The organism is Holospora curviuscula (genome assembly GCF_002930195.1).
Taxonomy (GTDB): Bacteria; Pseudomonadota; Alphaproteobacteria; order Holosporales; family Holosporaceae; genus Holospora; species Holospora curviuscula.
In genome coordinates this window covers 1-3,664 of sequence record NZ_PHHC01000150.1, presented here as the reverse complement: position 1 = coordinate 3,664, position 3,664 = coordinate 1, and the positions used below count along the sequence as shown (strand labels likewise).

Here is a 3,664-nt window from a genome sequence, read left to right as displayed (position 1 = left end):
ATAGAGGGGGGCTTTAAGGTTCAACGGAGACGATGGGTTGTAGAACGAACATTTGGATGGCTTGGTAGAAATAGAAGGCTATCAAAAGAATACGACTTGCTTTGTTCTTCTACAGAGAATAACATTTACATGTCACTTAACAGACTACTCTTGCGCAGATTCTTTCCTCCTAATTAATTTGCGGATAAGCTCTTAGTCATTTTAACCCATATCCCGCACCACGAGCATACATGCCAAATTCACCAGCACGATACTTTTCTCTAGAATCCAGATGGTGCTTTACCTATTGAATATAACATTCTGGCTCGAGGGATTTGGCTCCTATAGGTAATTTTTGGAGAGAATGTCTTTCATTGTTTTTACATTCATACTGTCTGTTTATAAGCATTTTTTTGATACCAAAACCTATGGATGCTTTTTTTGGGCTGTTAATTGCCTTGATACAGTTTATGACTTTTTCTTTTAAATCTATGCTGTATTGAATCGTTGACTTATGTAACTTTTTTGAGCTAGCGTACACCATTTTTTATGTTATAATTCTACTGCTATCCCTCTCGTAGGACTACCTTTTTTGAGGTATATAAAAATTGTGTGATTCCTATTGCAGTGATTAAAATGTTAAACCATAATAATAAGAATTCTAAAATTAACTTAGATCTATAAAAACTTTCTTGGAGGGAATACTGCAATAAATAATCCACGATCTGTAAGGCTCTTTTTATTTTTATGGGATTTTTTGCGACCGTATAAATATACTGTCATTACTTATGGAGTGCTTGCTATCGCTGCAGGATTTTGGGGCCCATTCAATAGTATACTGATTAAACAGCTCATCAATCTACTTCCCAGTGTAGCCGGAGAAGATATTTCAATTTTGATTATACCAGCAAGTCTTATTATTGTAAATTTTATCGTATTTGATAATATTACTTGGCGAGGTATTACCTATATTCGTGCCAAGTGTGTTCCTGAAATTATTAACCAAGTTATTGGTACATCGATAAATTATGTACTGGGACAATCCCATAAATTTTACCAAGAAAATCTATCGGGAAAAATTTCAAAACAAATTACGAATTTAGCAGATGGTATTGAAAAACTTATAGGAACTATAGGGTGTAATTTTTTAACAGGTGCCTCATTATTATGTACTGCCATCACCACTGCGTATTTTGTCAACCCAATTTTTTGTTTCATACTGGTGATTTGGTTTGTAATTTTTGCTTCTTTAAGTATTTTGATGTCAAAAAAGCTTGTAATATTGTCGGATAGCCAGGCTGCAGCGGAATCCATCGTTGTGGGCGAATTGGTAGATTCTTTATCCAATCACCATAATGTCAAAATCTTTTCTCGTACATCCTTTGAACTTTTAAGGATGACTCCATTTTTTGAAAAACAAAGACTAGCTTATAGGGAAACTTATTTTTACGCTCTTGTGATGCACACTATTCAAGGAGGGCTGATTGCTATTATGGTGGCGTGTTCCTGTTATTTTCTGATCCATCTTTATAGAAAAAATTTAGTGACTATAGGAGATTTTGCTTTGATACTAGGCTTATCCATGGAAACAGGCCACACAATGTGGTTTACCATGGCGGAAGTAGATGACTTTAATAAAGCGGTAGGGAGGTGTAAGCAAAGTTTGATGTCGTGGATGACACCACTGGAGATATTAGACACACTTGACGCCGTTCTTTTGCGTTGTACAGAAGGAAAAATCGTGTTCAAGAATGTACAGTTCTATTACAAGGAGGGACATCCGCTTTTTGAAAATGTATCCCTAGAAATGAAAGCGGGTGAGAAAGTAGGCCTTGTCGGGTATTCTGGTAGCGGAAAATCAACTTTTGTAAACCTAATATTAAGACTTTATGACCTAAAAGAAGGATCTATTTTGATTGATGGGCACGATATAAGAACGGTTACACAAGATTCTTTACGAGAAAATATTGCTATAATTCCCCAAGATCCTGTCTTATTCCATAGAAGCCTCATGGACAATATACGCTACGGTCGTATTGAAGCAACCGACACAGAAGTAATAGAAGCTGCTAGAAAAGCGCATGCTCATATATTTATTACCCAACTATCCCAAGGCTATAACACAGAGGTGGGAGAGCGGGGAGCAAAACTCTCTGGAGGTCAACGTCAACGTATTGCTATTGCCCGTGCTATTCTCAAAAATTCTCCTATCTTGATTTTAGATGAAGCCACCAGCCAATTAGACTCGGTAACGGAAAGTAGCATCCAGGAAAGTTTATGGCAGCTGATGCAAAATAAAACTACAATTGTTATTGCACACCGCTTATCAACATTACTGAATATGGATCGAATTCTCGTCTTTGATAAAGGAAAGATTGTAGAAGATGGTACGCATAGCCAGTTACTCACCAACAATGGGCTTTATAAAACTCTTTGGAATGCACAAGTTGGCGGTTTTTTAAGTGATAAAGAAACAGGGTTCAAGGTATAAGTTAATCAAATGAACCAAATCAAAATACTCTTTACTTCATAGAGTACGTTACAAGAACAGTATACTTAAAAATATTATCACAGATCCGAAAATTATTGTGGGGAATTTTACCTATTAAGATACTCTTTAAAGACGTCAATAACTTTTTAGAAAAATAGTTTTTACCTCTTAGATTTTACAAGGGACAAGCGTACTATCGGCACGTTTTGTCAAATGACCACAGGTGTAAAATTTTTATGAATAATTTAAATCCATGCGATGGTTAACTTCGCTACTGATCTATTTGATAAATTTTCTGAGTAAAGTTGAAATTCTAGATCATGTCGTCACGATCTAGATGGTTGAGTGAAGTTCACAACAACAGTAGAATTGATAAGACCAGAACACAGAATGCACGATATATCGGATAGGGTTTGGTTAATTTTAAAGGCGTAGCTTATTTAAGAGCTTGATTATAAATGGCTCATTATTAATACTACATTTGGTGAACTATACTTTTCTTTACTTAAAAAATAATTCGATATAGCAACTATTATGCTAAAAATAAGGCACCTTTTCCTGGTTTTTGTTCCTATACGCTACTTAGTCTCGTTACGACATGTTCTAGATAGTGTCGTTACGAGATATTGAGCCAAAGGGCAAGACTGCGTATTTGGGCGGCTGCAAGAAAGGAGGAGCTGTTTTTGGTGTATCGCGTGGCGATGCCTCTCCATCGCTTAAGATGCAAGAAGGCATTTTTTTGTCATAGAAGCGCTGTTCTTTTCGCTTCTTTTTTGCAGGAATCACCGCTTGAATGGTTTGACCGTTTGCCATGTCTAATACAGCATCTGAATCATAGCCTTTGTCGGCTAAAAGACCTTGGGCGTTTATGCCCTCAATAAAAGCCTCAGCCTGTGTACAATCAGCTGTGCTATCTTCTGTAACAAGGATTCGCACTGGCATACCAGTTGCATCCACGGCTATATGTATTTTGGAATTGAGCCCCCTTTTGTTCGTCCCATGGCTTGGTTTCCATCACGCGCTCCTGCTGCATGAGGGGGTACTTTGATAGGGCTTGCATCAAATCATGAGCCACTCAAAATCAGGCTCCATAACAAGCGATTCTAACACTCCTTTCCAAACGCCTTTGTCCCGCCATCTGCAAAAGCGTCGATGCGTGTTTTTTCAGTGGCCATAAGCCAGGAGGTAAATCTC

Annotated in this window: 2 protein-coding genes and 1 pseudogene; 2 read left to right on the top strand and 1 reads right to left on the bottom strand. The window is 37.4% G+C overall.

Annotation, left to right across the window (positions count from 1 at the left end):
• A partial coding sequence (locus HCUR_RS07570; RefSeq protein ID WP_165780568.1) for a transposase occupies positions 1-177 on the top strand: 177 nt, incomplete at its 5' end.
• A 511-nt stretch (positions 178-688) separates the two neighbouring features.
• Positions 689-2,470 (top strand): ABC transporter ATP-binding protein, encoded by a 1,782-nt coding sequence (locus HCUR_RS07560; RefSeq protein WP_104207461.1) that lies wholly within the window; start codon positions 689-691, stop codon positions 2,468-2,470.
• Positions 2,471-3,086: 616 nt separating this feature from the next.
• Here HCUR_RS07560 and HCUR_RS07555 read toward each other — a convergent pair.
• Positions 3,087-3,634, bottom strand: a pseudogene (locus HCUR_RS07555) (IS5 family transposase); the annotation flags it as partial.
• Positions 3,635-3,664: the final 30 nt, after the last annotated feature.